At 58.2% G+C, this 25,852-nt stretch carries 22 protein-coding genes and 1 pseudogene; 10 read left to right on the top strand and 13 right to left on the bottom strand.

Translation table 11 applies throughout. The features are described 5' to 3' along the window. Position 1 precedes the first annotated feature (1 nt). Together AV059_RS21810 and AV059_RS01660 are read right to left on the bottom strand one after the other, a co-directional pair. On the bottom strand, positions 2-145 hold the full coding sequence (locus tag AV059_RS21810; protein WP_005533309.1) for a rubrerythrin-like domain-containing protein: 144 nt from the start codon (positions 143-145) through the stop codon (positions 2-4). A 125-nt stretch (positions 146-270) separates the two neighbouring features. Then, entirely contained in the window at positions 271-3,138 is a 2,868-nt protein-coding gene (locus tag AV059_RS01660) for a bacterio-opsin activator domain-containing protein (RefSeq protein ID WP_058991725.1), read from the bottom strand. Between the two features lie 331 nt (positions 3,139-3,469). Here AV059_RS01660 and AV059_RS01655 point away from each other — a divergent pair, with 331 nt between their 5' ends. The 6 genes from AV059_RS01655 (at position 3,470) to AV059_RS01630 (ending at position 10,806) form a co-directional block, all read left to right on the top strand. Beyond that, a complete protein-coding gene (locus tag AV059_RS01655) occupies positions 3,470-3,775 on the top strand; it encodes a hypothetical protein (protein WP_058991723.1) in 306 nt (101 codons plus the stop codon). A gap of 120 nt (positions 3,776-3,895) precedes the next feature. Next, entirely contained in the window at positions 3,896-5,149 is a 1,254-nt protein-coding gene (locus AV059_RS01650) for a Glu/Leu/Phe/Val dehydrogenase (RefSeq protein WP_058991721.1), read from the top strand. Between the two features lie 101 nt (positions 5,150-5,250). Beyond that, positions 5,251-5,796: a ribbon-helix-helix protein, CopG family gene (locus tag AV059_RS01645; protein ID WP_058991719.1), complete on the top strand. Its 546-nt coding sequence runs from the start codon at positions 5,251-5,253 to the stop codon at positions 5,794-5,796. Positions 5,797-5,977: 181 nt separating this feature from the next. Next, on the top strand, positions 5,978-7,186 hold the full coding sequence (locus AV059_RS01640; protein ID WP_058991717.1) for an Nramp family divalent metal transporter: 1,209 nt from the start codon (positions 5,978-5,980) through the stop codon (positions 7,184-7,186). After that, positions 7,187-9,181, top strand: a complete 1,995-nt coding sequence (locus AV059_RS01635) for a hydantoinase/oxoprolinase family protein (protein ID WP_058991714.1) — start codon at positions 7,187-7,189, stop codon at positions 9,179-9,181. Then, positions 9,178-10,806, top strand: a complete 1,629-nt coding sequence (locus AV059_RS01630; RefSeq protein ID WP_058991712.1) for a hydantoinase B/oxoprolinase family protein — start codon at positions 9,178-9,180, stop codon at positions 10,804-10,806. The genes AV059_RS01635 and AV059_RS01630 overlap by 4 nt, the downstream gene beginning before the upstream one ends. Before the next feature lie 9 nt (positions 10,807-10,815). Here AV059_RS01630 and AV059_RS22680 read toward each other — a convergent pair whose 3' ends face one another. Further along, a complete protein-coding gene (locus AV059_RS22680; RefSeq protein WP_228841695.1) occupies positions 10,816-11,124 on the bottom strand; it encodes a hypothetical protein in 309 nt (102 codons plus the stop codon). Positions 11,125-11,186: 62 nt separating this feature from the next. Then, positions 11,187-11,393: a hypothetical protein gene (locus AV059_RS22675; protein WP_228841694.1), complete on the bottom strand. Its 207-nt coding sequence runs from the start codon at positions 11,391-11,393 to the stop codon at positions 11,187-11,189. Positions 11,394-11,555: 162 nt separating this feature from the next. Here AV059_RS22675 and AV059_RS01620 point away from each other — a divergent pair, with 162 nt between their 5' ends. Both AV059_RS01620 and AV059_RS01615 read left to right on the top strand, forming a co-directional pair. Continuing rightward, the gene (locus AV059_RS01620; RefSeq protein ID WP_058991711.1) at positions 11,556-11,960 is read left to right on the top strand and encodes a DUF4864 domain-containing protein; all 405 of its coding nucleotides are present in this window, start codon (positions 11,556-11,558) and stop codon (positions 11,958-11,960) included. Positions 11,961-12,194: 234 nt separating this feature from the next. Further along, positions 12,195-13,265, top strand: coding sequence for an NAD(P)-binding protein (locus tag AV059_RS01615; protein WP_058991709.1), 1,071 nt, complete (start codon positions 12,195-12,197; stop codon positions 13,263-13,265). 514 nt (positions 13,266-13,779) lie between these two features. On the opposite strand, the gene AV059_RS01610 is transcribed toward AV059_RS01615, so the two are convergent. The 7 genes and pseudogenes from AV059_RS01610 to AV059_RS01580 form a co-directional block, all read right to left on the bottom strand. Next, on the bottom strand, positions 13,780-14,172 hold the full coding sequence (locus tag AV059_RS01610; RefSeq protein ID WP_228841693.1) for a hypothetical protein: 393 nt from the start codon (positions 14,170-14,172) through the stop codon (positions 13,780-13,782). Then, positions 14,169-15,014, bottom strand: coding sequence for a ParA family protein (locus AV059_RS01605; RefSeq protein WP_058991707.1), 846 nt, complete (start codon positions 15,012-15,014; stop codon positions 14,169-14,171). The genes AV059_RS01610 and AV059_RS01605 overlap by 4 nt, the downstream gene beginning before the upstream one ends. 101 nt (positions 15,015-15,115) lie before the next feature. Further along, positions 15,116-16,351: a tyrosine-type recombinase/integrase gene (locus AV059_RS01600; RefSeq protein WP_058991705.1), complete on the bottom strand. Its 1,236-nt coding sequence runs from the start codon at positions 16,349-16,351 to the stop codon at positions 15,116-15,118. Positions 16,352-16,757: 406 nt separating this feature from the next. Next, positions 16,758-16,937, bottom strand: a pseudogene (locus tag AV059_RS01595) (transposase); the annotation flags it as partial. A gap of 313 nt (positions 16,938-17,250) precedes the next feature. Next, positions 17,251-17,583: a hypothetical protein gene (locus AV059_RS01590; protein ID WP_058991703.1), complete on the bottom strand. Its 333-nt coding sequence runs from the start codon at positions 17,581-17,583 to the stop codon at positions 17,251-17,253. 482 nt (positions 17,584-18,065) lie between these two features. Continuing rightward, on the bottom strand, positions 18,066-18,503 hold the full coding sequence (locus AV059_RS01585) for a hypothetical protein (RefSeq protein WP_195156602.1): 438 nt from the start codon (positions 18,501-18,503) through the stop codon (positions 18,066-18,068). A gap of 282 nt (positions 18,504-18,785) precedes the next feature. Next, complete coding sequence (locus AV059_RS01580) at positions 18,786-19,484, bottom strand: DUF2270 domain-containing protein (protein ID WP_058991701.1); 699 nt, start codon at positions 19,482-19,484, stop codon at positions 18,786-18,788. A gap of 769 nt (positions 19,485-20,253) precedes the next feature. On the opposite strand from AV059_RS01580, the gene AV059_RS01575 reads away from it, so the two are divergent. Together AV059_RS01575 and AV059_RS01570 are read left to right on the top strand one after the other, a co-directional pair. Next, entirely contained in the window at positions 20,254-21,210 is a 957-nt protein-coding gene (locus AV059_RS01575; protein WP_058991699.1) for a bile acid:sodium symporter family protein, read from the top strand. Positions 21,211-21,761: 551 nt separating this feature from the next. Continuing rightward, positions 21,762-22,418 (top strand): lactate utilization protein, encoded by a 657-nt coding sequence (locus tag AV059_RS01570; protein WP_058991697.1) that lies wholly within the window; start codon positions 21,762-21,764, stop codon positions 22,416-22,418. Between the two features lie 190 nt (positions 22,419-22,608). On the opposite strand, the gene AV059_RS01565 is transcribed toward AV059_RS01570, so the two are convergent. Continuing rightward, positions 22,609-23,205 (bottom strand): TetR/AcrR family transcriptional regulator, encoded by a 597-nt coding sequence (locus tag AV059_RS01565; RefSeq protein WP_058991695.1) that lies wholly within the window; start codon positions 23,203-23,205, stop codon positions 22,609-22,611. Positions 23,206-23,350: 145 nt separating this feature from the next. Beyond that, positions 23,351-25,843 carry an RND family transporter gene (locus AV059_RS01560; protein ID WP_058991693.1) on the bottom strand — a complete coding sequence of 831 codons (2,493 nt, stop codon included), beginning with the start codon at positions 25,841-25,843 and terminating at the stop codon, positions 23,351-23,353. Positions 25,844-25,852 lie beyond the last annotated feature (9 nt).

Below are 25,852 nucleotides of genomic sequence, written 5' to 3'. Positions count from 1 at the left end.
GTTATTCCAGCGGTGTCAGTCGATTGCGCATTTCACCGCCACAGTCCTGACAGTTCTCCGGTTGGCTCTCTGCAGTGATGACTTTGCCACACGCAAAGCACTCGTACGGTGTCTCCTCGTCGTGGTCTTGCTCTACATCTCTCATGTGTATTCACGAGTGACGGTGTCAGGCCGCCAGTACTCGATTAAGGAATAGAAGGACATCAAAGGAATATTCAGAGGTTAAATAAAGAGGCAGGGTGAGATTGGGTTGTTTATTATTAAACCCCTTCACGACTCTAGACCCGAGACGCTCAGGTCTTCGAACAGTGTGGTGAACAGCTTCCGCTGGACAGTCCGGACGTGCTGGTAGAACGCCGGCGGAGAGATTTCGAGCATCGTCGCGATATCCTCGCCGGACTTCGTGCGCGGTGACTCGAAGTAGCCACTGTAGTAGGCGGTTTGAATCACTTCGAGCTGGCGCTCCGTGAGGTCCGTGAGGAACTCCGGACCCCGGTCCTGCTCGATACCCCGTTCGAGCGTCTCCTTGCGCTTGAGTTCGACGCCGGAGAACGTGCTGTCGACCAACTGTGCGATGTTTCGAACGTCGACGCTCTGTGGCACATCGACGACGAGTGTCGTGCCGTCCGGGTCCGCAGTCGCTTCCCGGAAGATAGCACCGTGGTCGGCCAGTTCTAAGGCGAGGAACGGCTGTGACAACTCCAGTCGCAGGACGCCGGTCTCGGTGTCGTCGTCACTGATCTGTGTCACGTCGTCAATCGATGTCATGTCCACGGCAGCCGCCGCGACCGTGCGCACGTCAGCGTCTTCGACGGTAACGAACACGCTGTTACCAGTCGGCGCGTGCTGGATGCCGCCTTCGTAGGAGAGGGAACACCCCGCCGACCGAGCGAGTCGCGACAGGAGGAATCGCTCGTCATCGATGTCGAACTCAACGCGAGTCACCGACGTCGTAAGCAGCGCGTGTTTCCGTTCGATGGCGCTGAGCGCCGAGGCAATCGTCTCGCCGAGTTCGCGCAAGACTGTGCGCGTTGTCTCGTCGAACGCGTCTTTCGTGTCCGCGTAGATGGTGAGGATGCCGTGCCTGAGGTCGTTGTACACAAGCGGGATGCTCAACACCGAGAGGAAGTCGCGCGTGAGCGCGTCCGACCGCCACGGCGCGTTTCGGAGGTCGGCGGCGACGTTAGGGATCATCGTCACCTCGCCGGTCGCAGCCGTCTGGCCTGCGGGCTCAGTCTCGGAGTCCGCGACGGCGATTGATTGACTGTCGAGATACCCCTGTTCGTTGCCGGCCCACGCTCGCGGTTCGACGGTAGTACCGCCCGGATCGACGCTCCCGATCCACGCGAACTTGAACCGGTCCGTGTCAGTCAGCCGTTCACAGACAGTGTGGTTGATCTCTTCCTGTGTTTCGGCGCTGACGATCGTCTGGTCGATCTCCCGAATCGTGTTGTTGATGTGATTCAGGGCGGTCAGTTGCTCGTTTTGCCGCTGGAGTTCGCGGTCCTGTTCCCGGAGCTGAGATTCTCGGACGACCCGGTCGAGGGCAGCCTCGGCGGTCGCTGCGAGCAGGTCGGTGAGTTCCTGTGTCACGTCGTCGAACACCCCGACGGCTGTCGAGCCGCTGACGAACACGCCGTGGTTGCCCAGCGGAATGAACATGACGCTACGGAGGTCGGTCGCCCGGTTTTCCAGCCGGTCCGACGTGTGGACGTCGTCGAACACGAGTGTCTCGTCGTTGACGAAGCTGTGACTCGGAAGCGTGTCGTCGTTCGTGCGGACGGCCGGAAGTGGCCCATGGTGTTCGGTCATCGCCTGTGACTGTGCGACAGGCTGGAGTTCGTTCGTCTCAGCGTCGTGCAGATAGATGGCGTTCGCGGAGACATCGAACACACTGAGCACGTCATCGACGATGTGCTGGGCGATCTCCTGATTGGTCTCCGTGTAGAGGAACTTCCGTGCGGTTTCCTGCAGCGTCGCCAGTGCTTCCTCGCGCTGTTTCCGTTTCGTGATGTCCCGGCAGCTGTACAGCAGCGTCCCGCCCTGAATCGCGACTTCGCGGACGTTGACCAGCAGTGTGTGCTCGTGACCCGCTTTGTCGGTGACAGTACACTCGATATTTTTGAGAACGCCCGTCTCAGCGAGGTCCGCTCGGTCGAATAGGTCCTCACCGAGGAGTGTGTCGATTGTTCCCTGCTCGCGGATCTCGTCGTCGGTGTAGCCGAAAATGAAGTGGACGTTCGGGCAGACGTAGGTGTACTCCCCGGCCTCGTTCGTCATGAGGACGGTGTCGGTCATATTGCTGAGCGTGACCCGGTGGAGTTCCTCAGATTGACGGAGGTCACGGTCGAGGGTGACCTGTTCCGTGATGTCGATCCCTTCGATCACGATCGAGGTGACCTCGCCGAAGTCGTTCTCGACCGGACGGACTGAAAGCTCGATAACGCGGTCCGTAGCCGTTGCCAGCCGGTGAACGACTGCGTTACCGAACTGCCCGTCGCGTGCGGCCTCGACGAGGTTCCGGATGTCGCGTTCTGTCGCGTCGGACTGTGACCACCACGGTAGCGTCCAGAACAGGTTACCGATGACTGCGTCCACGTCCTTGTCAATCATTGCTCGTCCCGTCTGATTCACACGGGCGAGCGAGCCGTCCGGATCGAGGACCCACGTGGCCGTCTGTGTGTCGTGAAAAACGGCGTCGAACTGGCGTGCCCGTTCGCGCTGCGTGATCGCTCGACGAGCGGACTGGAGCGCGTTCCCGGTTCGCTCGATTAGGTCGTCTATCCGCAGGCCGTCTGTCCCTGTGAGGGGGACGTAGTCGGAAACGCCGGCCTGAATTGCCTTGCTCGCCAGGGCCTCGCTTCCGTCTGTGGTTCCGAGGACGACTGGAAGGTCGGGAGCCGATTCCCGGAGCTGTCGGACCAGCCCAATGCCACTCCCGTCGTCGAGTGTCTCTCCCGTGACGAGACAGTCAACCGAGCGCTGGCGAACCGTATCCAGAGCGTCCGATGTTGTCCCAGCAGTGAGGATAGCGGCCTCAGTGCTCGCTTGGAGAGCGGCTGAGAACGGCTCGGTCCAGTTCGCCGAACCGACGACGAGAACCTGTGCCGTGTCGAGCGGACTCCCGGCGTCGCTCATCTGATCCTCCCGTGCACGGAGCTATCACTGAGACCACTGACGCTATGCGTGACCGCTCGTTCGAGTTGGCGCCACCGGTCGGGGAGGGGGTGCGTCAGTTGCCGCGTTTTGGATAGAGGGTTCAATAGTAAACACCTGGTGTCAGAGGGACTTCGTTGCTAAACAGTTTAGTATTTGCTCATTCCCGCGGTCGTTCCGATAGAGTGCCATCGGTCGACGGACGGTACTCGGGGAGACACATGACGGACATCACACAGACGCCGACACGGTCGGTCTCTGCCCGTCGTTCGGGCAGTTGCGAGCCAATAGCTCCCGCCGATTCAGCTCAGCTATGATGGACGTACAACGTCGCTTGACGGAGAAGGGAGCTATCAGGCACGTCGAAGCGCCGACGTCGCTGCCAGTGTTCCGAGCCGTGACGCGGGTCTGGCACTTCCCCAGCGGAGACGTCCTGCTCGAACGTGCCGAGCATCGTGACTGTCTGATCCCGGACGTCGACCGGGTCGACGTTCCAGTACGTGGAACGGAACAGGTTGCGGACGCTGTGGCACTCGATACGGACACCGCTGTTCGGGTGACGGACAATACAGGAAGCGTAGTTGTGTCAGAATTCGATAAGAATGTGAAGATAGGATAAGAAATTCGGACTCAGTCGCGTTTGTAAGCCCCTCAGTTAGTCTCTACTATATCGAACGATATAGTAATTTTCCTGGTAGAAATAGGTAGCTTTTGGTATCTCGATGAATCCCGTCGATATATGTCTGATGTAAATCCGTACCAAAGCCTGCGGACGCAAATCGACGCAGCAGCACAATACTTAGACATCTCAGAGGGACACCTGGAACGGCTGAAAACCCCTGAGCGGATACTGGAAACGAACCTGTCTGTCGAGATGGACGACGGGTCGGTCGAGGTGTTCCGTGCGTACCGGTCACAGTTTAACGGCGACCGCGGCCCGTACAAGGGCGGGATTCGCTATCACCCACAGGTAGACCGCGACGAGGTCAAGGCGCTCTCCGGCTGGATGGTCTACAAGACAGCGACGGGCGATATCCCGCTGGGCGGCGGGAAAGGCGGCATCGTCATCGACCCGAGCAACTATTCGGAGAGCGAACTCGAACGGGTCACGCGCTCGTTCGCGAAGGAACTGACGCCGCTGATTGGGGCCGACCGCGACGTGCCCGCACCCGACGTCAACACGGGCCAGCGCGAGATGAACTGGATCAAGGACACCTACGAGACACTCGAAAACACGACCGAGCCCGGCGTGATAACCGGAAAGGACCTCGCAAGTGGTGGCAGCGAAGGCCGCGTGGAAGCGACCGGGCGTTCGACGGTCGTCGCAGCGCGTGAAGCCTTCGAGTATCTCGACAAGGACATCGAAGGCGCGACGGTCGCGGTCCAGGGCTACGGGAACGCCGGCTGGATCGCGGCGAAACTCATTCACGAAATGGGCGCTAACGTCGTCGCCGTGTCCGATTCGAGCGGGGCTATCTACAGCGACGCGTCGTTCGACCCCGTCGCAGTCAAGGACTACAAACGTGAAACCGGGAGTGTCGTCGGATATACGGACGCGTCAGAGGAACTCACGAACGAGGAACTGCTCACGCTCGACGTCGACCTGTTGATCCCGGCCGCACTCGAGAACGCCATCGACGAGTCCCTGGCACACGACATCTCTGCCGACGTCATCTCCGAGGCCGCGAACGGTCCGATTACTCCCGCAGCAGACGACGTTCTCAGTGACTGCGAGACGCTGGTCATTCCGGACATCCTCGCGAACGCCGGGGGCGTCATCGTGTCGTACTTCGAGTGGGTCCAGAACAGACAGCGCTTCTACTGGTCCGAAGAGCGCGTGAACGAGGAACTGGATTCGATTATCGTCGACCAGTTCGGGAACCTCGTCGATGCCTACGAGGAGCGGAAACTCCCGTCGCTCCGGACCGCCGCATACGTCGTCGCACTCCAACGGGTCATGAACGCCGGCGAGCAGAGCGGCACCTGGCCATAAGCGAGTCCCGGACCACGGCCAATCGCGCGTCGCTGACTGGTCTGAGAGCGCTCTGTCACCAAACGACACGATATTAAGGCCGTCCAGCGACGAGGGGCATTATGCCAACCGACCGCGTCACCGTCTCTCTCGACGAGGAGACCAAGGAGACGTTAGAGAGTCTGACCGACCGGACTGGGGAAAGTCAAAGCCAACTGATCCGCGAGGCAATCGCGTTCTACGCGGCGAACTTCGACTCGGCGCACGCGAGCGACAGCGACCACCTCCAGACGTACTACGAGATGCTCTCGACGGGCGAACACGTGCTTCTGGACATCGACTTGCTGCACGCTCTCCTGAGCCAGTTTAGCGATCCAGCAGAAAAGGACGAGGCAGTTCTTGAAATGATCGATCAGGTGGCCCAATACCACGCCCAGGAGTACGCCGAGCGGTTCGATTCGCTCGAAGACGTTCTCGAATGGCTCTCGCTGTGTGGGTTCCTGACCGTTCGACGGGACGAAAAAGGGAGTTTCCACGTGGTTTTCCCATCCGAGTCGGTGCGATGGTTGATGATCCGGTTCATCCGCGGTAGCATTACCGACCTCCCGTTCGAAATCGAGATCGAAGAGAGCGTTTCGAAAGTTCTACTGAGAGAGCAAGAACCGTGAATACCTCCGGCACGGGACGTAAACAGACTCGAATCGGGGGATGGGGCAGTTCTTACTAGTTCACACACCGAGTGACACGTACACAGCGTTCATACGACCGATGTTCCGACCACACACGGGTCTTAACAATGTTTTTCATTACCTGCTGGGACCGTGACAGTGGATATCAAAACTAACAATCATGAGTATTACAAAACGACTCAAAGCCGTCGGCCCGGGAGCGATGGTCGCCGCCGCGTTCATCGGCCCAGGCACGGTCACGACTGCGAGCGTCACCGGTGCGGAGTTTGGTTACGCGCTGCTGTGGACCATGGTCTTCTCGATCGTTGCAACGATTGTTCTCCAAGAGATGAGTGCTCGACTGGGCCTTGTCTCGGGCGAAGGACTCGGCGAAGCACTCCGGGAACGGTTCGACAATCAGCTCGTCGAGTACGTGAGTATATTCCTCGTTGTCGGGGCGATCGGCGTCGGAACCGCCGCCTACGAAGCCGGGAACATCCTCGGCGGTGCCGCAGGGCTCGCAACGATAACGGGTATCGACTCGACGGTGTGGGGTGTTGTGATGGGACTCGTGGCTGGACTCCTGCTCTACACTGGGCGCTACAAGCTGATCGAACGAGCGCTCATTGGTCTGGTCGCCGTGATGGCGTTCTCGTTCGTAGCATCGGCGGTCCTCATCGGTCCCGATCCCGGTGCGATTGCGATGGGGTTCGTCCCCGGTATCCCCTCGGGGTCGCTGTACCTCATCACCGGCCTCATCGGCACGACCATCGTGGGGTACAATCTGTTCTTGCACGCGAGTAACGTTCAGGAGCGGTGGAGCGGGCCCGAAGATATCGGCCACTCACGTATCGACACCGTGCTTTCTATCGTCGCAGGCGGCGTCATCACGATTACGATCATGGTGACCGCGGCCGCAGCGTTCGAGCCAGGAACCCAGATCAGCGATATCGGGCGGATGGCCGAACAGTTGCGACCCATCGCGGGTCCGTACGCCGAACTGTTCTTCAGCATCGGCATCTTTGCCGCCGGGTTCACGAGCGCGACGACAGCACCGCTTGCGGGTGCGTGGGCGACCACAGGTGCACTCGGCTGGGATTCGGATATGCAGAGCACACAGTTCCGTGCCGTCTGGGGGACTATCCTCGGTGTCGGAGTTCTCTCGGTACTGCTGGGCGGCAGTCCTGTCCAGATCATCGTGTTCGCACAGGTCGTCAACGGGATTTTATTGCCGATCGTCGCGGTATTCTTGATATACGCGATGAACCAGCGGGACCTCCTCGGCGAGTACACGAACGGGTCGATAGCGAACGCCCTCGGCGCGATTGTGACGCTCATCGTCGTGTGGCTCGGCGTTCGGACGCTGCTCAGCGTCGCGGGGGTGCTGTAGATGGGAGACCGGCGGATCGGCGTCGACGTCGGTGGAACCTTCACTGACGTGACGCTGTCTCTCGACGGCGAACTCGTGACCGCGAAAGTCCCGAGCACTGAAGACCAGAGCGAGGGCGTTATCGCCGGGATCGAGAAGGCCTGCGAAGCGGCCGAGATCGACCCTGAGACTGTAAGCGAGTTCTCTCATGCGATGACCGTCTCGGTCAATGCGCTCCTCGAAGAGGACGGCGCAAAGACCGCACTCGTCACGACCGACGGGTTCCGGGATGTTCTGGAAATCGGTCGGCAGGACCGGCCGTCGCTGTACGACCTGTCCGCCGAAAAGCCGACACCGCTGGTTCCCCGACGCCGCCGCTTCGAAGTGTCCGAGCGGACGACCACTGACGGCGTCGAACAGTCCGTCGACGAGAGCGAAGTCCGGGCAATCGCCGAGCAGTTACGCGAGATGGATGTCGAGTCCGTCGCCGTTTCACTCTTGCACGCGTACGCGCACCCGGAAAACGAAAGTCAGGTGGCAGAAATCCTGCGCGACGAACTCGACGTTCCCGTCTCAGCCTCCCACGAAGTCCTCGCTGAGTTCCGCGAGTACGAACGAACATCGACGACGGCCGTCGACGCATACGTACGCCCGGCGATTGACCATTACGTCAGTCGCCTCACCGACCGTGCGCGGGAACTCGGAGTCCCACAGCCCCGAATTATGCAGGCCAACGGCGGAATCACCGACGCTGATACCGTCAGGCGGAACGCCGTGACGACCGTACTCTCGGGCCCTGCTGCCGGGGTCGTTGGGGCAGGGTCAATGGCGGCCGACGAACAGGCCGGGCTCGTTACGTTCGATATGGGTGGGACGTCCAGCGACGTGAGTCTTGTCCGCGACGGCGAGGCGGAACGGACGACAGAGGGCGTCATCAACGAGCGGCCGATCAAGACGCCGATGGTCGACGTCGAAACAGTCGGCGCAGGTGGTGGGTCCATTGCCTGGGTCGACGCCGGGGGCGCACTCCGCATCGGCCCGCGCTCCGCCGGAGCGGCCCCCGGTCCAGCCTGCTACGGGAAGGGCGGAACTGAGCCGACTGTCACCGACGCGAACCTCGTGCTGGGCTATATCGGCGCAAGTACCAGTCTGGGCGGTGAACTCTCGCTCGATGCGGATGCGGCCCACGACGCGCTTGCGGATCTCGCCGCCGAGGCGGGTCTCGATGGGCCTCTAGAAGCCGCCCGCGGCGTCTACCGCGTCGCGAACGCGAACATGACCAGAGCCATTCGCTCCGTGACCGTCGAGCGTGGGTACGACCCGCGGAAGTTCGGGCTCGCCGCGTTCGGGGGTGCCGGGCCGATGCACGCGGCAGCAATCGCGGACAGCCTCGATATCGACCGGGTGGTGATTCCGCGCGCCTCGGGCGTACTGTCGGCATATGGCCTCCTCGCAGCCGATGAGAAGCGCGACGCAGTACGGACGTATCAGCGGTCGCTCGACGCGGTCGACCCCGACGATGTCGACGCTGTATACGAAGAGCTGTCAGAAGAGCTTCTGGCTGAGGTTAGCGACCGCGAGGCGGCGACAGTGCGTTGCTCTGCCGACCTCCGGTACGCCGGCCAGAGCTTCGAACTCACCGTGGACGTCGACCGGCCGTTCGACACCGCGGACGCCCGCGAGCGGTTCGCCACAGCCCACGAGTCCGCGTACGGCTATCGAGCGGACGAGTCGGTCGAACTGGTGAACTGTCGCGTGACGACGACCGTCGAACGGAGCGCACCGCCGGTGGAGTACGATGCCGCTGGCGACCCACAGAAGGGCTCTCGCGAGGCAGTGTTCGCCGACGAGGTCCACGAAACGCCGGTCTACGAGCGATCGAAACTGGCACCGGAGGGCGGGATCGACGGCCCCGGGATTGTCGAGGGCGATGAGAGCACGATCGTCATCCCACCGGCCTGGAACGTTCAGGTACGGGATGACGGGACACTGCTAGCGGCGGTGAGCGACACATGAACGACGAAGCCACAATACCGAACGATGAACAGGAGACGATCGACCCCGTAACGCTGGAGATCCTCAGGAACCAGCTTGAGAGTGTTGCAACCGAGATGGGTCACGTACTCATCCGTGGGGCATACTCCCCGAACATCAAGGAGCGACAGGACTGCTCGACGGCGCTCTTTGACGCGTCGGGTCGGATGGTCGCACAGGCGGAACACATCCCGGTCCACCTCGGCGCGATGCCCGACGCGGTAGATGTTGTCCTCCAGAAGAACCCGAAGCCGGGCGACGTCTTCATCGTCAATGACCCGTTCGCGGGCGGAACACACCTCCCGGACATCACGCTCGTCTCGACGATCGCGCCCAACGACGAGATAGTCGGGTACGCCGTCTCACGAGCCCATCATGCCGACGTGGGCGGGAGTTCGCCGGGGAGTATGCCACCGGGTGCACAGGAGATTTACGAGGAAGGGCTCCGCCTGCCTGCTGTTCGGCTCGTCGACGGCGGCGAACCAAACGAGGCGGTCCACAACCTCATCCGTGCCAACGTCCGGACGCCGGACGAGCGCGAGGCGGACCTCCGGGCCCAGCGCGCTGCGAACGAACGGGCCGAGGAACGCATCGGTGAACTCCTCGAAGAACACGGGTCGACCCTGCTCGATGCGTTCGATGCTGTCATCGAGTACTCCCGCGAGCGCGTCGAGGCTGAACTCGACGCGCTCCCGGACGGAACGTATCGAGCGCAGGATATCCTCGAAGGCGACGGCGTGACTGATGCCGATATCCCGATCGAGGTGGCCGTCACCATCGATGGGGCCTCGATAGCCGTCGACTTCGCCGGGACCGCCGACCAGGTGGCAGGCAACCTGAATGCACCGCTCTCAGTCGCGAAGAGCGCGGTCTACTTCGTCGTCCGGGCGATCACCGACCCGGAGATTCCGCCGAACCACGGCTGTTACGAACCCGTGTCTGTGTCCGCGCCTGAAGGGTCAGTGCTCAGCCCGGACGCGCCGGCCGCAGTCGTCGGTGGCAACGTCGAGACGAGCCAGCGCGTCATGGATGTCACGCTGGCGGCGCTCGCCACGGCAGTCCCCGACCGGGTTCCTGCCGGTGGACAGGGAACGATGAACAACCTCATCATCGGCGACCGAACCGGCGATTTCACATATTACGAGACGATCGGCGGCGGGTTCGGTGCCCGGCCCGGGAAAGACGGGATGGATGGCGTACAGGTCGGAATGACGAACACGCTCAACACGCCCGTCGAAGCGATGGAGACCGAGTATCCGCTCCGTGTTGAGCGGTACGCGTTGCGTCCGTCGAGCGGCGGCGACGGCCGATACCGCGGCGGGCTGGGCCTCGAACGCACCGTCACCGTCGAGACAGATGCCACCGTGTCACTGTTGACGGAGCGCCGGCGGACAGCCCCCGCTGGAATCGACGGCGGCGAGGACGGCGCGCTGGGGGAGAATCTGGTCGACGGCGAGCCGGTCCCCGCAAAGGCCTCCATTGACATCGAGGCCGGGTCGACCGTTTCCGTCCGAACACCCGGTGGTGGCGGGCACGGTGAGCCGGCAGAGCGGGACCCGGAGGCGAGAGAGCGTGACCAACGCGACGGGAAGGTAGACGAGGGGTAGCATCTCGATTCAGTTGTCGGTCGAACAGACGTAGCCGGTCACCAGAGTGGTGCCACCGGCAGTCAGCTGTCGGGCGTGTCGATGGCCTCCTGCGCACCGAGCCAGTTCGTGATGAGCCGTCGGACCGGTGAGTGGCACTATCGTCACCCGGTTTCTGAAGCGTGTGCCGTCCGCGCGATAGTTCCATAGCTCGACGGTCCGCTGTTCCCAGATGTCGATCCCCTCTTGAAGTGTCGCGACCGACTCTGGGTCCGTTGCCGTCCCTTGCAGGAGGCGGAGATTCTCGCCGCGGAGTGCCGCCAGCGAATAGCCCGTCATCTCTCTGAACGTCTGAGTCGCATATCGGACGGGATTGTCCTGATACGCTGGCCCAGTGAGTGTCAGGCCAGCGGTGCCGTCCCGAGTCGCACCAATTTCGCGATAGTCTCCCGCTCGAAGGGAGTCACAGAGCCGGGCTTGAGCGCATCGAGGTTCTGGAGAATGTCTGCCGGCGACTCGTCGGCAGGGTGTGGATCGACACTCCGTAGCTGGTGTGTTTCGACAAGATTCGGAAGCCGCTGGCGAAACCGCTCCTCGTCGAGCAACATAGTTTCGATAAGTGCGTCCCTCAGTTCGGCCATGTTCGCAGTCGCCAGTTCTAGCTGCCGGGAACACAAACGCCCGTCGATATCCGGGTTCGTAGCCGATCAGCCGTGCCATTCATGCTGGTATAGCCCCTGTTTCAAAGATACACGGCACCTACGATATCAATGCCAGAACACGAGTATCCGGTGGCCGACCTTCCGACACCCAGCGAGACATACAGCCCTGGTGACGCTGTTGCCCTCCAGCTCGATGCGCTAGGAACGAACGACGACCCATTTGAAAACGCGGGCATCATGACGGCGTACAATTTCGCCTCCCCAGCCAACCGCCGCTCGACTGGCCCACTTGACCGGTTCATAGCCATGGTCCAGTCACCGCAGTACCGCCCGATGATCGATTTCGGAGAGGCTGTGCGAGGCCCTGTCGAGCGAACCGAGAACTACGCTGAACAGCGGGTGACGATTACGGGGCCGGACGGACGAACAGTCACGTACGAGTTCGGCCTGTCAGTGCAATCCGTCGGCGAGTTTCGAGGCTGCTGGCAGACCGACCGTGTGGTAGTGGTCTGAATAGCGTAGTGCCGATAGGACAGTACCCGGCTGCTCTGGACCGTTCAAACAGGGAACGGCTGTGATATCTTGCGGCTACGTTCGTCGTTGTACCGTACAGCGAAACGGTTCATCGGATTATGAAGTCCCGGCGCCCTGCCAGAGCAGATGTTCTGACTGTCAGGGCGTTGTGCAGCCCCACAGGTCGACTGCTCTCAGCACTCGGAAAATGGAGATACGTGCAGGCAATAAGATGTGTTTGAAATAGCTTCCAACAAAAGGGACGATATGAGGGTTTCTATCGTCGGAGGGGGATTCGCCGGGTTGGCGGCAGCCCAACTGGCTGAAGAGGTCACATCGGACGTACAACTCTACGATAAAGGCACATACAGCGGTGACCGAAGGGGCGCCTGGGGGGAAATGGTCTGGGACTATTCACAATTGCCACTGGAGAGGCACGTTCCCGGATACGTCAGGGAAGCTGAAACCGGGATATTTGTCGGTTCCGACGGGAAGACTGTAATAAATGTCCCTAATGGTGTGATACTGAACAGAGGGGAATTAGAGAAACACTGGGCGGGCACGCTCGAAGAGACCGATATTGTAGAGGACGCAGAGGTTGACGAAGCTGAGTTTCGGAGGCTAGCTGCGGAATCAGATCTGCTAGTCGATGCCACCGGGCAATTCCCGATTTCAAGCCGGTTCACGTCCCTGTCGTATGACGTAGCGTGTCCGACGCTGAGCGGGAGGATAGAGGCCGACTTCTCCCATCTGTATCCCGAACCGAGAGCGCTTGCGTACGAGAATTACTTCCTCTGGGTCGTGCCACAATCGCCGGACGAAGCAACTGTCGGACTCGGCTGTCGGGAGAACAAGTCTCCTGACGAACTGTACGAGGATATGCAACAGTTGCTTGCGGAAATCGACATTGAGCCCCCGGAACGTGAGGCCCTGTACAGCGGAACCGACGTTTCAAACGGCTTGCGGAGCCTTTCACACTGCTCGTACGAGCTAAACGACTGCACAGTACATATCGCGGGTGATGCCATGGGACTGGCGAACCGCCTGACGGGCTTTGGAATGGTACACGCGGCACAGTCCGGCCAAGCTGCTGTGAGATCCTTCGTGCAAGGGGAGTCGTATAAACGCAGGTTGTTGTGCCAGAACTTCTGGACGAAAGCTATCACCGGTGCTGTATCCCCCATCCACCATACCATCGGATTGGACGGAATCGCTCGCTTGGCGAAGTCTGATATTGAGTATCAAGAGAGCTTTGAACCGCAGCAGCCTGCAGATATTCTGAGCGCTGTTCGAACCTTCATTTAGCGCCTCCAATCAAGATTAAACACTCACTGGTCAGAGACAGTGTTAGTTCGAGGGCCGTCGATGCCGGGTTCGACATATCGTTGGTTACGCCACGGGAGAGCCGCTGCCCGCTACTGATCGGTCTACTCTTATTTCGTACCTGGCGCAAACAGTCATTGGTGTCGAGCATATCGGTGGCAGCCGTTTGAGGAGTCGGGTGGCCCAGATAGAGCTTGTTCGTATCAGCTCGCCACAGCAGCTACAAGTACTAACCAAGCCGATTAGCTATTCAGACTAACTGTCCTTTATAGCTACAAGGAGTAGCTAAGAAAAATAGCTACCTAGTATATCTAAACAGTATAGTTGATTCTTGTAGCTGGAAAAAGCAGCCGAACGGGCCAGCGAGTAGGGATAGTCAGCAAACAGAACTATCAGTTCCAGTTTTGTTCGACAGCCTACCGAATCAGAGCTGCAGGCACATCAACAGAACGACGGGTAGTGCGCGAAGAAATGTCTTCACCGACAGCTCGACTTATTACGAAAAAACCTTAGCGGGAAGCAGTTGACTGCTCCCAGTCGTACCCCACTCACGGAGCTTTTCGGCCACAAGGTCTGGATTGTCCATGGCAACGACGAGGGCAGCCTCCAGCGCGTCGGTCTTATACACATCCTCACCGACTTCATCTTCTAGGTTACGGAGAAAGGTGGACTCCCGTTCCTCAACTTCGGGCCGAATGAAAATCGGTCGCTGTTTGCGGTCCTGTTTGACGGAGTCACGACGAAATTTGTATGGAATGTCGGGCTGGGCTGTGGTTTCTACGTCAGTTGATTCGGTTTCGACAGCCATCTCATCCTGGTGGTCGTCCGATTCTGGCTCTGGATCTGTGTCCGTCTCTGCAAACGGGTCGTCGCCGGAGCCGGATTTCATGCTGTTGCCTCCTGTTCGCGGGTCTGTCGGAGGTGTGCTGCCAATTCCTCGAACTGCTCCAATGTTTCGATTTCGTAGTCACGCTCCCGACTCCGATGTTCTTCGATGTATTTGAATGCTGAACACTGTTTGCGCCAGCATCCTTCGAGCAGGGACGTCCGCTCGCGGAACACTACAGGAATATCGTATGACTCCGAACGGAGCCGTTTGAGCATCTCTTCTTGATCGTTGGTTCCTTTGAACCGGTTCGGTACAGCAGCTAACACGCCCACGTTGATATCTAGCGTGTCTTCAAGTCCGGTCACGAGGTCTGCGAGGCCCTCGACGGACTTTTGTCCTTTTCCACTGGGTTCAAACGGGATAACCAGGTTCCGCGTCGCGTGCAACGCATTGTACAGTTTCACGTCCGCGGTCGCCGGTGGGTCGATGATGACAGTGTCGTACTCAGACGGAACACCTGCGTCCTTTAGCACACGTAAGAGCTGGACGTTCGGGTTCCAGTTCTCACCGAAGTCCGCCGCTTCCTCCTCACGACGCCGCAGATGTTTCGAAAGCACCTCCAGAGAGTTGTGTGCGGGAAGGACATCGACATTCTCTGAGGTTTCAATGAGGTCAGCGAAGGGACCGCGTGGCCGCTCGACAAGATGCCGAACTAGGCTATCGGCCTCTGAGTCAGTCCGGTGGTCCGCAACGTCAAACAGGAACGAGAGGCTCCCCTCCTGTGGATCCATATCGATTGCCAGTACGTCGTGACCGGCGCGGGCGTCGGCGACGGCGAGGTTCGCCGCCATCGTTGTCTTGCCGACACCGCCGGCCTCACTGTACACGGTGTAGGTCAGCATACCGTATCGGATTCACCGTACAGATATAAAGATTAGTCAGACGGTATAGCTATACGGTATAGCCATACGCCTCCTCCTGAAGCGGGCTTGCAAAACGTGGGCTACTCAACGAACAGCCCTGCAAGCGTCTCGCGCATCTCCGACCGTCGGTGAGACCGGGCTTCAGACTCGGAGAGGTAGTTATCGAGTACGACTTGTGCAGACGCCGAGCCCTGCTCCGCTGCGACGTCTTCAAACCGTTCTGCAACCCGCCTAACAGCAGCGCCGTACGTAGTATACCAGAATCGACGGCCAGTTTTCGGCGTTGGTGTGGCGCCGTCGACAGTGACATCTGCGGCCTCGGCCACTGATTTGAACCGCCGTCGGACTGTTTCGGCGGTTAGATGGCCAGTAGCTGCGGACGGAGAGGGCAAGAGATAGCCACTCCACTCTGGACTGCCAAGCATCTCTATACGGCGCTCTACTGTCTCCAGACCGGCCAGTAGAGCCACGGTCCCAGGACCGTTTTTCCGCTCGCCGTCACCGAACTCTATGTACGGATGGGAATCATCGTCCGGATCAAGGTTGAGCTGCCGGATATGTAGTGATGCAACTTCACTCGGGCGAAGCCCCCACCCACAACATGCAACCACGATAAATCTGTCTCGTTGATTAGTCGCTGCTGCATACAGCTGCTGGACAGCGTCTCTATCAAGTGCTTTGTTGTCCCAGGACGGAGTCATATCCCATCCAAACCGGATTTCGAGATCAGCGAGTGGATTGTACGCGGCGTTTCCGAACATCACCAGGTGCTTGTAGAACTGCCGTGTGTCCTGAACGTATTTACGCCGTGACGCAAGCGTCGTCAGGGCATCGTCCAGTTGGTCCAGCGCGTCAAACGTCGCCGCTACCCGGTCCATCTCCGCAACGCGTTCGCCAGGACTCTCCAGCGGTGCAAGCAAATCTTTTGTATCGTGGATATTGGTATATACTTTCGCGTAGCGTCGTAGAATCGACCGCCGTGTGTCGATTGTCGCGTCAGCACGCCCGCGTCGGGTCGAAAGCTCATTGAGGTACTCCTCGATGGCTCGCTGTGTGTTGTCAGAGAGGAAGTCAAATGACCCTGATGTAGTCGTGACTTCAGGAACTCCGATTTCGTCATAGAACTGCCCCGGGGACAGGTCGAAGCGCCGCTGGAGGTGCTTTACGAATCCCGGGAACTGTCCGTTCAGCCAGGTGTACGTGGGGGTTTCAGCGGTCGGATCCAAGCCGTCGGTTTCCATCGTCGGTACGACTGTTTCGTGATAGAAGGACTTGCAGTCGGCCAAGTCCATGGTTGAGTAGCGAATTTTACTCATTGGGTTTTGGGGTGGAGCGGCAGTAACCGACGAACTGTTCTAGCTGGTTCGTCTGAATCACCGATTTTTCGTATGTAGCGTATATTAGTCGTACGACTAATAGTTTGTCTTGTATTGTTTTCTCATGCAGAAACCCACAACAAGACAAATACTGGCGATCGAATTACCGCAGCACATAAATCACATACCGCTATACTAAATCGGATTCTGTAGACTCCACTGTTTCGGAGGATACGCTCGTGTTTGGGACGAATCTGCCTCGAGTCGTGATTTTCTCGGCGGTCAACGGTCGATATCGGCCGGGTATGGAGGCAATTGTCGGATAGACGTGAGGAATCTCGTAATTCAGGCGCTGCTGAATAGTGTCGCCACTCACGAGCAGCGGACTCAGAGGGCGCCCAGCCGGTCAGTCGGGTGGGAGTAACGCCGAAACGAGGATCTCGATGCATTCGCCTGCGGTCAACACTGGTTCGTAGTCCATCTCGTCGTCGACACCCGCTTTCAGCAGGAAGTCCGTGAGCCGCCAGATATTGTACAAGAGTACCGCGAACACGAAGTAGAACAACCGGACGCGGTAGTCCTTTGACTACCTGCTCTGGCGGGACCGGGACGACGAGTCGTGACGAAGGGCACTGCCTACCGCCACGGCGGCTGACAGCCCCAGTCCACACGTCTCGCATTGCAAGCCCTGCCTTTGGTTACTCAAAAAGGTACGTATATCCTCTATACTGACCAATTCGAGTCGGTGAAATCGTGTGCCGAACTGGTGACCTATCCACGCCTTCTATGCAGCACCTCATTTGTATCAGCCGCTGTTGATTTCAGCAGAGCCGTTCTTCTCTTTAGCTTCTGTCCGGTGATGCACTGCCATTTCGATGCGCAGATGTCCAGTCGAGGGATTAGTCGTCCTCACCACGCAAGCGACGGACCGCCTTGTGCCAGGAATCTTTGGCCATATGCCCGGGGTCCGCAAAGGGGATGTATGTGATGTCGTACGGGAGGTCCCGCTTCGCAGTTTTACTGAGGTGTGCCCGCAACTTGCCGGTCTTCCAGTACCAGAAATCAGCCACCGCCACGAGAACCAGCACGGCGAGTACGCCAGCCGCAGCGAGGCTGGTGAGATTATCCAGCGGCCATACGACGAAGTAGAACAAAACCGGGACGATAGCCAGCGAAACCGCGTAGAAGAGGTATACGATCGAGTTGCCTGAGATCTCGATACTCCGCTCCATCAGTACACCAACCACCTAGCAGACAATCACGTAAAACACTTTTCGACGGGCGAACAGACGTGTTGCATTCCGCTGTGTTCCTCTCGGTGTCCACCGGGCCGCATAATCTCTTGACACTTGATCGGTGATCGATATGCAGCTGTATTGATCGAGTAGTTCACTACCGCCTACACCGATAGAAAGGGACACAACAAATCTATCCTCCGAGGTTGTGAGACTCCATGGCGGAGTCAAGCACAGATTTCCGTCGACTAAGAACGGTCTCCCATCGCTCTTCCAAGAACGCTGATGAGCAGGTAAGACCGAGCTACAGAATGGTATTCCGGGTAACGTGCAGTAGCTCCCGTAACTGTCACCGTTGGCTATACCTCAAAGAATTTCACCACACGGGGTGGGAGATCGTACAATGGCCACAGCCAACAGAATAGAACTGACTCAGCGGTTCTGAAATGTGGCTTACTCGAGGGCCAAGCTCTCAGTTATCACCCACCGGGACCGAACTTCTGACATCCAAATCGATCCCTGTTCTCCGGCTGTGCACAGAGATAATCGAGCCGTTTCTTCATTTCGGACCGTGACATGCCCGCTCGGTTTTCTCGGGACTCCGCGAGCCGGGCTTGGCTAGCATTTAGCATTTTTTCTTTCTTTTCTAGTTCCGAAACAAGTGTGTCTACGTCCTCGTTACGTGTTTTTAACTGTTTGTTGAGGTCTTCAGCCCGAGATTTTGCGGCCTTTTCGTCTTCCCGGGTTTCGCTCAGTTGTTCACGCAATTCCTCGTTTTCAGCGTGGAGAGCTTCGTTCTCTGTTTGTATGTCCTGTGCAGAATCCTGAAATGCAACTGTCGTCCCGACTGTCCCACTGGTGGCCACCACAGTAGCGATGAGTAGCCAGGAACTGATATTGCGTGCAAGCGTGGTCACTGGTGACCCTCCTCTGCTGTAGCCGGAGTACTGTACTGGTGCCCATCCCGGGGCAGTAGTACCGAAGGTTGAGTCGTCATGTCCCAGCCTGATTGGTATGTGCTACTAATCGTAGTTTCCAGTTGGTTACATTTGGATAGCGAAAAATCCTCTAATAGTGCATCGACACTGGTGTAGAGGCCAGATGAACTGACCGGTTATTTCGTGTTCGTTATCGACGACCCACAGCACGTGCCATTGTTACATGTTCCCATTGGACTTCGAGAAATGCCAATCACTACCTTATTGACGGAGGTCCTCAGACCGAAGCTCTCCTTTTGCGTGCCATGTTCTGGGGCGGACAGCGATTACGATTGCAGCGGCGTATAGTAGTCCGACAGTGCCGATGACGACGACGCCGGGAAGCATTCCGATAGCGGCGCTCTCCGTCCACAGGCCAGGACTGAACACGGTGATTCGGACCAGCCATGCAGTTAGCAAGACGGTGAAAAGCGGGAGGTACACTCGCCGGAGTCTGTGCGCGATAGCTTCTTCCGTGCTGATCTTGATTGTCGGCTGTCGGTAATCCTCACTCAGTGATTTGCGCCAGTCCGGGTCGGCCACACCTGCAGCTGGGTCTAGCCCGTAGGCGAAGACGTTTGCTTGCAATGTTCTGACTCGGCTTCGCCAGATGTCGTATCCTCGATATCGCCTGGCCTCGATGAACAGAAACACTGCTAGCGTGGCCGTTCCGATCAAGAGGATGTAATGAGGGATGTCCGGCCGCGAGAAGGCCCACGTGAGGATTGCAGAGATTACCAGCACTGCCCAGTTGGTGGTCCGGTCGAGGCGTTCGCGCCAGAACTTCATCCGATGGATCTCGCCGCGGTAAAGATGAGCCATGGCTGAACTCGGACCCATATCCTCCTCTAGCAGGCCCTCGCCGACTTCCCGATGTGTCGAGTCGGTCGCGTCGACGTCCTTGTCTGATACCCGTGTCATGAGTGGGAGATGAGTAACTGGAGATTCGACTCGGTCGTGTGCTGGGCAGCCAGCCCCGAGTCGACACTATTGGCGGAATTACTCCTGTCGTAGTCAGGTGGTACATCTACAGTAGCCGCCTGTTGAGGCCCCATAGTCATCGTGTTACTCCGTTCTGCGGACGTAATGTTTGAGAACGTCCCTACCCTCTTTTTCACCGGACGATAGCTCGTCAATAGCTTGGTTCGCCTTGATTTCCGGCATCGGACAGTTCTTCGCTGTGACATTCAGTGTCTGAGCAAGTTCGTGGTCGAGCATAGTATTGTTTCCGTCAATCAATACTGTACCCACATATAAAAACACAGCGGTAGTGTTTCAGCTCCCGTACCGCATTATCCATGTCTAATGAAGGAAACACAGAACATACCTGCGGATCTGCGAAGTTTATAATTGTGTAGTAGTGGATATACTGTGTTATCTTTGTAGGTACACTCACCCGCTCAAGAACGTGATTACCTGATCCGATCTATCGCGTTCCCAGTGTCCCGATGGCGTACTCTGGTGAGAGACGCTAAACACGTGTGATGCCGAGTGTATTACTGGACTCAGCACTAGATGTCCAAGTCGAAATCTAGGTCACTCCCGGTCCCGACAATCGGCCAGGATTCCGAAGAACCAGCAACTGTCCTGTATTTGGTCTTCGTTATCCGGCATTACAGTCGCCCAAAGTAAACCTTTTCTACATTGTTCATCATCCAGATATGTGACTTCGATATCGACGCTTCGAGCGGTGAGTCGGGCCGCAAGCAAGTACTTCGTTGTCTGGGTAATCCTTCTGGCAGGTATTGCTCTCGTCAGGCCGGGCCCGTTCGTCCCAGTTTTGGACTACGTGTCCCCGCTACTCGGGCTGATAATGCTCGGGATGGGGTTGACGCTTCAGCCGACAGACTTTCGCCGACTAATCGAGGAACCGGTGGATATCGGCATCGGCGCTGTCACACAGTGGCTAGTGATGCCTGCCGCCGCGTACGGGCTGTATGTCCTGCTTGACCTTCCGGACGCTGTCGGTATCGGTCTCATTCTGGTCGGTGCCGCTCCCGGTGGAACAGCATCGAACGTGATGACGTATCTCGGTCGGGGCGACGTGGCGCTGTCCGTCGCGATCACGACGCTTACCACCCTTGCAGCGCCGATCGTGATGCCGGCCTGGGTAGTGTTTACCCTCGGCGAGCAGATCAACGTCACCTTCGCGGAGATGTTCCAGAGCATCATTCAGATCGTCATTATTCCAGTGTTGTTCGGGTTCACGATCCGGTATCTGCTGGACCGCTATTCGCCCAAAGCCGCTGAAATCGGTACCGATGTGTTCCCAGTTATCAGTGTCGCCGCCATCGTCGCCATCGTCGCTGGCGTCGTGGGTGCGAACGTGGACAACATTCTCACTGCTGGTCTGCTTGTGCTCGTAGCGGTCATTGCCCACAACGCTATCGGGCTTGGCTCGGGATACGGTGTCGGTCGGGCAACTGGGATGTCAAAAGACCGTGTTCGAACCTGTGCGTTCGAGGTCGGGCTCCAGAACAGCGGGCTGGCCGTTGCGCTGGCAACGACGCTGTTCGAGCCTGCAGCCGCACTCATTCCGGCGCTGTTCAGCGTCTGGCACAACATCACCGGGCCGGCGCTGGCGAGCTTCTTTAGCTGGCAGGACGACGGACAGAAATCCGTCAAGGCCGTGCCGAGCGACGACTGATACTAAATCCAGCGTTACAGTATCTTCGGTGTTACCGGACGTGCAATCCGTCTGCGTCCAACATACTCTGCCTATGCGTCATCGTCGGTTGGAAACACCGAACGAGTGCTGGCATCGCGGGCAGTGATAGCGGGTCGTACGTCCGGTGCTGGAAACGTCCCAGTCTCCACCAACCATCCCGCTCTCAAAATCACAGTCGGGACAGAACAGTACCATCTTCGAGGGAATCCCAGTAGTGTCTGTAGTTTCCTTCCGATCCATTTGCATTGATACTGTAACATGATGAATAGAGCGCAATATATGCTACTCCCCGGTTTTCAGCAATTGATATCACAGCCACCCCGTGATGTTTCGGGACAGAAGCGAATCCGATCACATCCGGGTATGAAATTCTTAAGCCCAGAAAACGGTGTTCACAGAGGTTCCGTCCGCATATTTCACCCTGTCTGAGGCTGGAGTATCACCGGTGTAACTACCTGACACCGGTGTCCGCGAGCACTTTTGTGCTAGCTACGTCTTCGTGTTGACGCTGATACACCTACCGACAAAATATGTCTCAACAGAAATCAGATTACGCTGACGACGCGGATATCGACGAATCACTGGACGAACTGGCCTCCGAAGAAACCATCGAGGAGACCGTCGAGAACCTAGAGGCAAACGGGTTCGATGTCATCGTCGTTGACTCGGCCGACGATGCGCTCGCGGAACTGCAGTCACTCATCCCGGCAGAAGCGTCTGTGATGAACGGCCACTCGACGACACTCGAAGAGATCGGGTTCGACGAGTACCTGAGTGATGGAGACCACGAGTGGGAGAGTCTTCCCGACGAGATCTGGAGTATCGACGACGACGCAAAGCGCCAGGCTGCCCGCCGAGAGTCACAGACAGCCGACTACTTCCTCGGCGGCATCAACGGCATTTCACAGACCGGCGAACTCGTCGCGGCAGACCGTTCGGGGAGCCGCATCGGTGCGTATCCGTTCGCGGCCAGTAACGTCGTCATCGTCAGTGGCGTGAACAAGATCGTACCGACACTCGAAGACGCGCTCGACCGACTGGAAACCGTCGCCTACCCCCTCGAAAACGAACGCGCGAAGGAGGCCTACGGCGTCGGCTCCGCAATTGCCAAACAGCTCATCCTCCGCCAAGAGCTCGAAGAAGGTCGCACTACCGTTGTCCTCATCCGCGAACACCTCGGCTATTAATTGAAGGACACCCAGAGGCTGGGGGGCAGTCGGCTCCACTGCACTGTCTTTCCGGGCAGGAACACACTATAAGAAACAGTAATCCTCGATAATTTCACAACCTCCGTCGTTCCGCAGGCGAATAGCCTGTGATTAGCTTGTTCCAGACCGTGTGGCAGAGATAGTTCACCGGGAGCCAGACCGGCAGGAACTACAAAACCAGATGCGAATCGATGTACGAGGACAGAGACGCTTTCGCTGCGGCCGTCGCAGCTTCACGGTTGGTCGTGAGACGGCTATACATGGTTCCTTTAATCGTTGCTAGTATGTGTTCGGCCGCATGCGTCGGGTCGACATCACGAAACACGCCCGCATCAACGCCTCGACGAACGGTTTTTTCGATGATTGTAGCGAGTCGAGTATCGATCTCGGTGAACTGCTCGCGAAACACCGCCCGCTCGAGTGCTTGCGGGGAGAGCGTGACTAAAACACTGTGTAGCTGGCGTTTTTCCTCCGGTAGCTGGCACGGGAGGAGCGTTCTGATGATGTGGTTGAGGTCTTCTTTTGGGTTGTCACCGATGCTGGTGTTGATTGTCGCCTCGAATCGGTCAACGGTGAATCTGAGAAACCGGAGTAGCAGCGCGTCTTTCGACTCGTAATAATGGTATATCGTCGACTTGGCCTTGTCGAGTTCATCAGAGATACGCGATATCGAGAGCTCAGCGTACCCGCTGTTAACAAGCGCTCGGTGAGTTGCGTACATAATTTCTTTTTCAGTTTCACAGAGGGCGTCGCTCTCTTTAGTCATACAGACAGTCGCCCCTCCTGACTGTGGATGTGGTGGCAGTACGGTGCCGCTTGTTCTAGCGCGGTGCCCGAGCGATTCTGGCCAGTTCGTTCAGTTTGGTCACGACGAATCTCAGGTAAGCAGGAACCGAAGTGAGTGGATCGCATTAATTCGCACTCCATGATTTGCGCGACGAGAGGAGGGTCTCGAGCGTTCCACGGCTGCGGTCCCAGATGACGATCGAGGTCGGGAGTACCAGTATGGACGCTACGAACGAATAGAGGACGCTGAGGGCAATCAACAGCCCGAATTGGCCCAGGATCGGGACGACTGCGAGGACGAGCACTCCGGTACCGGAAGTTGTGGTGATCATACTGCCCGCGAGTGCGCCACCTGTTCCCCGGACGCTAATGTCGAGTGCTTCAAGCAGGCCGACGTCGCCGCGGTACTCCTCGGAGAACCGATGGACAAGGTGGGCGGAGTAATCGATACCGAGCCCAATTCCGATCGATAACGTCGTTCCGGTGAGGACATTAAATGGGATGTCCAGATATCGCATGGTCGCAGCCAAGGCAGCAATGGTAAGCAGTATCGGGATGAGGTTCGCAGCCCCGAGCCCGGGACGGCGTTCGAGGAGCCAGTAAGCGAAGAACAGGAACGCTGCAGACGCGAGAATTGCGAGACCCAGGCTTATGTACGCTGATTCTGCGATTACATCCGAGACGGCTTTTAACACCACAACGCTGCCGGTTGCGGTCGCCTCCATCCGGAACTCCTCAGCAACGGCTCTCGTGTCATCTGTCACTTCCTGTTGACTCGCATCGGACTCAACAGAGTACACGATTCGCGTGCGCGTGTAGTCGTCAGTCATGTACGATGCCGCGCGGTCACCGTACGGTGAGTCATACAGCGCGTTGTAGATAGTCGGAAGGTTCTGGTCGGGAACGCCGTTCCCGTTCTGGTCGTTCTGGGCGACGAGTTGTCGGAACTCCGGTGAAGCACGCTCGTAGCGGTTAATCACCGTAAGGATACTTGTCGTATCTGCACTTCCGCCGGCTGTGACAAATGAATCGGGTGGGTCCTGATTCGCCCGGTAGATTTCCTCTAACGCTGTTCCATCCTGTAACGATCCTTCGGCGTATATCGTTACTGTGTCACTCTCGCCGCTCTCGAAGGTGTCCTCAAGATAATTTATCTGTTTCGTGACTGTGTACTCGCTCGGAGCAACAGCTTCCGGCAAGACCTCGACGTATCCGGGGTTCTCCTCCGGCGGGAGGAAGTCTTCAGTGGTGAACCGGGTATCGATTCCAGTTCCATACGCCCCCATGGCTGCCGTAGACACCAGCACGAGAGCGAAGAATACGTACGGGGCCCGGCGGGCGATTGTGACGCCAACAGTAAGCGATTTACCGACTGCGGAGTCCTCAGAACCGATTGGGGCGATACTGAATTCGGGGAGGTCGTATCGCACCCGCTGCCGGTCCGTGAAGTGCTTGAGCGACGGCAGGAAGATACCGAAGATGAGGAACGTAAATATGATTCCGACGCTGGCGACAAACCCGAGGTCGCGGATCGGACCGAGCTGACTGGTCCCGTTGGCGGCGAATCCCAGCACTGTCGTGCCTGTCACGATGAAAAAGGCCGGGAGCAACTGATCTGTTGCGGTCCGCATTGCGGGCGTTGGCTCGACATCCTCGACGCGTTCTTCACGATATCGGTTCACAGCGTGAATCCCAAAGTCGATTCCGATGGCGAGGAGCAACGGCGGGACTGTGATCAGCATCTGGGTGAAGGGGATACCGGCCCACCCCATGAACCCGAACGTCCAGACAATCGCCATCGCAAGGGAGACGAGGCCAATGAGCAGATCAAACGGGTCCCGGTAGGCGATAATGAGGAAGAACAGAATCAGGACCACAGCAGCCGGGACAACGAGTCCCAGCGAATCTGAGATGACACTGCTCAGTTCGGCAGAAATGAGCCCACTACCGAAGACAGAGATATCACCGTCGACGGAACTGACGATAAACTCCGCTTCCTGCTGAATGGGCGTCAGTGGTGATGAGCCCTCTGTCCCAGCACTGCTTGAGACACCTGACACCTCGTGTGTAACAGTCGTCAGTGTTGCCGATGCAGACGGCTCTTCTCGGTTCAGGTCGTTGCTGAGAAGTCCTGCGACTGCCGGCTGGCGCTCGAGCGTCGTTCGAGTGGCCGATTTGATTTCCGACTGTGAGGCTGCTTCTACGGCATCGATCTGTTCGGGCAGTGTCTCCGCGTCCGGCTCAAGCGTCTGTGCGACGGCCTGTGCGACACTCGTCGTTCCGACAACGTCCTGTGATTCGCGCTGTGTCAACCGGTTCTGGGCTTCCAGCATATTGAGGATGGCCGGCTTCGACAGGACGTTCTGGTCTTTCTGGATGAGCGTCGTAGAGCCGGTCCCCTCACCGAACGGTTCGCGTTCGAAGTTGTCGTTGACCTCGTCGAACGCTTCCTGTGCAGGAACGCCGTCGGTGAACTGTGATGTCCCCGAGTCGGTCGCAGTCATGCCGAACCCCGCCGACAGAATGAGGGTTGTGACGATGAACACGGCGACGACTGTCTTGTCACGGTTGACAATCCAATCGTCCAAGATGTCGATATATTTCTGATAGTCTAACATTGTAACATA

Source organism: Haloarcula sp. CBA1127 (assembly GCF_001485575.1).
Classification (GTDB): Archaea; Halobacteriota; Halobacteria; order Halobacteriales; family Haloarculaceae; genus Haloarcula.
This window is presented reverse-complemented; position numbering and strand designations above follow the sequence as displayed.

Coding starts and splice junctions, on each gene's coding strand:
- AV059_RS21810 (WP_005533309.1), bottom strand. CDS start 145: ATGAGAGATGTAGAGCAAGACCACGACGAGGAGACACCGTACGAGTGC.
- AV059_RS01660 (WP_058991725.1), bottom strand. CDS start 3,138: ATGAGCGACGCCGGGAGTCCGCTCGACACGGCACAGGTTCTCGTCGTC.
- AV059_RS01655 (WP_058991723.1), top strand. CDS start 3,470: ATGATGGACGTACAACGTCGCTTGACGGAGAAGGGAGCTATCAGGCAC.
- AV059_RS01650 (WP_058991721.1), top strand. CDS start 3,896: ATGTCTGATGTAAATCCGTACCAAAGCCTGCGGACGCAAATCGACGCA.
- AV059_RS01645 (WP_058991719.1), top strand. CDS start 5,251: ATGCCAACCGACCGCGTCACCGTCTCTCTCGACGAGGAGACCAAGGAG.
- AV059_RS01640 (WP_058991717.1), top strand. CDS start 5,978: ATGAGTATTACAAAACGACTCAAAGCCGTCGGCCCGGGAGCGATGGTC.
- AV059_RS01635 (WP_058991714.1), top strand. CDS start 7,187: ATGGGAGACCGGCGGATCGGCGTCGACGTCGGTGGAACCTTCACTGAC.
- AV059_RS01630 (WP_058991712.1), top strand. CDS start 9,178: ATGAACGACGAAGCCACAATACCGAACGATGAACAGGAGACGATCGAC.
- AV059_RS22680 (WP_228841695.1), bottom strand. CDS start 11,124: ATGACGGGCTATTCGCTGGCGGCACTCCGCGGCGAGAATCTCCGCCTC.
- AV059_RS22675 (WP_228841694.1), bottom strand. CDS start 11,393: ATGTTGCTCGACGAGGAGCGGTTTCGCCAGCGGCTTCCGAATCTTGTC.
- AV059_RS01620 (WP_058991711.1), top strand. CDS start 11,556: ATGCCAGAACACGAGTATCCGGTGGCCGACCTTCCGACACCCAGCGAG.
- AV059_RS01610 (WP_228841693.1), bottom strand. CDS start 14,172: ATGAAATCCGGCTCCGGCGACGACCCGTTTGCAGAGACGGACACAGAT.
- AV059_RS01605 (WP_058991707.1), bottom strand. CDS start 15,014: ATGCTGACCTACACCGTGTACAGTGAGGCCGGCGGTGTCGGCAAGACA.
- AV059_RS01600 (WP_058991705.1), bottom strand. CDS start 16,351: ATGAGTAAAATTCGCTACTCAACCATGGACTTGGCCGACTGCAAGTCC.
- AV059_RS01590 (WP_058991703.1), bottom strand. CDS start 17,583: ATGGAGCGGAGTATCGAGATCTCAGGCAACTCGATCGTATACCTCTTC.
- AV059_RS01580 (WP_058991701.1), bottom strand. CDS start 19,484: ATGACACGGGTATCAGACAAGGACGTCGACGCGACCGACTCGACACAT.
- AV059_RS01570 (WP_058991697.1), top strand. CDS start 21,762: ATGTCTCAACAGAAATCAGATTACGCTGACGACGCGGATATCGACGAA.
- AV059_RS01565 (WP_058991695.1), bottom strand. CDS start 23,205: ATGACTAAAGAGAGCGACGCCCTCTGTGAAACTGAAAAAGAAATTATG.
- AV059_RS01560 (WP_058991693.1), bottom strand. CDS start 25,843: ATGTTAGACTATCAGAAATATATCGACATCTTGGACGATTGGATTGTC.